Consider the following 2,820-nt stretch of genomic DNA (forward strand, 5'->3'; position numbering starts at 1 on the left):
TATTATTGGTATCCCACAACGAACGAAAAAAACAACTTCTCGTTTGGTAGGGGGAACATTTTTAAATCAGTCGAAACGCAGTTAGATGCCCCTTTAGCAAGTGGAAAATTTCCCGTTGTGCTTTTGTCGCAGGGCGGAACACGGTCAGCGTTTTCCCACAGTGGTTGGATAGCCTCGAGCCTGGCGCAACAAGGTTATGTCGTTGTGGTACCAAAGCCTCCTGCACCGAACGAAATCAATGCAGAAATGGCTGTTGATGAAATCACATTCAGAACCAGTGATTTGGTGCTTGGGCTGAACGAATTAAGTTCGGTCGGGATACTGTCCGGAGGCGTAGATACTGATGCAGTGCAGGGGGTCGGCTTTTTTCTGGGCGGCACATCTATGCTGATGCTCTCCGGAGCGCAAATAAGCCCGGAGAAATATCGAACATCGTGTCACAACGCCACCAATGTAGACTGTCATTGGTTACGTGAAAATAACGTTGATATTACCAGCATCCCGGATCAAAAATTCCCCCGATTTCAGTCTGAAAACAAACTGAAATCGGTCGTCGTTATCAACCCTGAGCTAACGAAAACTTTTGTCCCTGAAACTCTGGCCTTGATGAACAATGCTATCACCGTGGTGGCGCTCTCTGATCGGCTACATCCCGCACTGACACCAGCCGAATCACTTGTTGCTCTTCCCAATGTGACGTTTCAAGAGATCCCCAGTGTGAGTCAGTTTAGTGCGTTCGCAGAATGTACTGAGCGTGGCATTAAAATTCTCGCATCAGAAGGGGAGGAAGCACTTTGCCAGGAGCGTGACGAGGTTTCCAGAAAGGACAATCACCAGAAAATTTTGGATGTAATTCTGACTAGCCTAACAAAGCCACAAGAATAGCAACAATGTGACACTTTCTTACACATTGTCTGTTCGAGTAAGCAAAGCGAGGAGTAAGTTTTGTGCAGGCTTATCCCTCCACCATACTGCAAGACATACTAGTGACCGTATTATTTGCCTTAATTAAGTACTTGTCCCAGCATTTTAAAGCTTAGAAGAACACACAAAATACCAACGATTTTCTTAAGAACTTTATTTGGGAAATACGCTGCACAACGCACGCCGAGGCTAGTAGTTAAGTAGCTACTAATGGAGAAGCTGATCATTGCAGGAAGGTATATGTATCCTAAGACTAAGTTGTTCCAATCTGTATTTTCCCATCCGTTTAACATGTAACCGAGGCTTCCTGACAGCGCGATAGGGAAACCTATCGCAGCAGAGGTACCAATAGCACGTTTTACCTCAAAATTTTGCTGGACAAGATAGGGGATGATCAACCCCGCACCGCTTATAGAGACAAGTGCTGATACAGAGCCAATCACCGAGCCTACAGTGATATTACCGATAGCCCCATGTGGGTTAGGGTTGTACTCATTTTCAGTGTTGAGGAACATCTTATAAGCAACATACAACATGAATACGCTGAAAAAGCCTGCCAGATAGACGCCTCGTAGATACGATGCTACGAATGTGGCGCAAAATGTTCCGACTAGAACTCCGCTCAACATTTTTACTACCATTGTCGAGTCTACATTCTCTTTTTTGTAGTGAGCGCGCATGCTGCCCAATGTTGTAATAATCATCGAAGCCATTGATGTCCCCAACGCAAGATGCACTACTTCCGTATCAGCTATTCCCTGTAGTGAAAATAGAAACGCAAAAATAGGGACGGCCATTCCACCACCCACCACACCAACGAGTCCTGCGAGAAAGCCAATGCCCAAGCCTGCCGTAATGTAATAGATAATAAAGATAGGTTCGTTCATGATGGTTCTGCCTTCGATAAAATGGTCGTTGCTAAAATGTTACTCGAACGCTAACTTGCTATGGTAACGTTAAGAGGACAGAAAATAATGAATAATGGCCAAAATGGAATTGAGTAAATAAAGTGACAAACTCTGATTACAGCGAATGGAAAAATGGCGCCGCACTGATCGTTAAGGAGTGGCAGCATGAAAGGAGCGACTTCAACCATTTGGATCAACGGCCACATAATTGGCACAGTCATCATCGAGGCCAGTTACTGTGTATAGATGAAGGGCTAATTCAGGTCAAAACCGATGAAGGAACGTGGATACTACCACCTCACCGAGCTGGTTGGATCCCCCCGGGTTCGATGCACAGTGTTTATTTTTGTGGTTCTCTGAAAGGTCGTTCATTACTGTTTACTCCAGAGAGTTGTGAGCGGTTTCCAATGGGACCTTGTGTGATCCAACTGAGCGATGTGTTGAAAGCCCTATCGGTTAGAGCATCGATATGGAGCAAAACAGACGATCTATCCATACAGTCTTTACGTATTCTTGCCGTAATATCCGATGAAATCGTCAATAGCCCTCATGAGTCACTCCACATCCCACTGCCCAGAGATCCGAGACTGCAAAAAGTTACTCAAGCAATTTTAATAGACCCAAACAGCAAACATTCTGTGGAGCATTGGGCCAATATTGGGGCAGTCTCATCTCGGACGTTAAGACGATTGATTCGAAGTGAGTTAAACATGAGTTTTAGTGAATGGCGGCAACAAGTACTGCTAATACATTCATTAGAAATGATAGCTCGAGGGGAATCGGTGGGAGATATTGCACATGCTTTAGGTTATTCGACGCCCAGTAACTTTATTGCGATGTTTCGTCGGGTCTATGGCGATTCACCCACGCGTTACTTTTCTAATCGCGGAATATAATTTCCGTGCTCGCATGCTCATGATGTTCCCCTAATTATCTTTAATCAAAAAAGGTAAATATTGAAAAGATTAACTGTTATGTTATAACATTT

The 2,820-nt window shown here is 44.5% G+C and carries 3 protein-coding genes; 2 read left to right on the top strand and 1 reads right to left on the bottom strand.

Features of this window, described 5'->3' with window-relative positions; all coding sequences use genetic code 11:
• Nucleotides 1-885, top strand: an 885-nt coding sequence (locus KJB35_RS27765) for a hypothetical protein (protein ID WP_285469885.1), incomplete at its 5' end; no start/stop codon positions are given.
• A gap of 119 nt (nucleotides 886-1,004) precedes the next feature.
• Here KJB35_RS27765 and KJB35_RS27770 read toward each other — a convergent pair.
• A complete protein-coding gene (locus tag KJB35_RS27770; RefSeq protein ID WP_213907613.1) occupies nucleotides 1,005-1,811 on the bottom strand; it encodes a sulfite exporter TauE/SafE family protein in 807 nt (268 codons plus the stop codon).
• Nucleotides 1,812-1,933: 122 nt separating this feature from the next.
• Here KJB35_RS27770 and KJB35_RS27775 point away from each other — a divergent pair, with 122 nt between their 5' ends.
• Nucleotides 1,934-2,728, top strand: a complete 795-nt coding sequence (locus tag KJB35_RS27775; protein WP_104976541.1) for a helix-turn-helix transcriptional regulator — start codon at nucleotides 1,934-1,936, stop codon at nucleotides 2,726-2,728.
• Nucleotides 2,729-2,820: the final 92 nt, after the last annotated feature.

Source organism: Vibrio sp. D431a, from assembly GCF_030248655.1.
Taxonomy (GTDB): domain Bacteria; phylum Pseudomonadota; class Gammaproteobacteria; order Enterobacterales; family Vibrionaceae; genus Vibrio; species Vibrio alginolyticus.

Bases quoted from the DNA above. Each gene is read 5' to 3' on its own strand.
- KJB35_RS27770 (WP_213907613.1), bottom strand. From the start codon at position 1,811: ATGAACGAACCTATCTTTATTATCTATTACATTACGGCAGGCTTGGGC.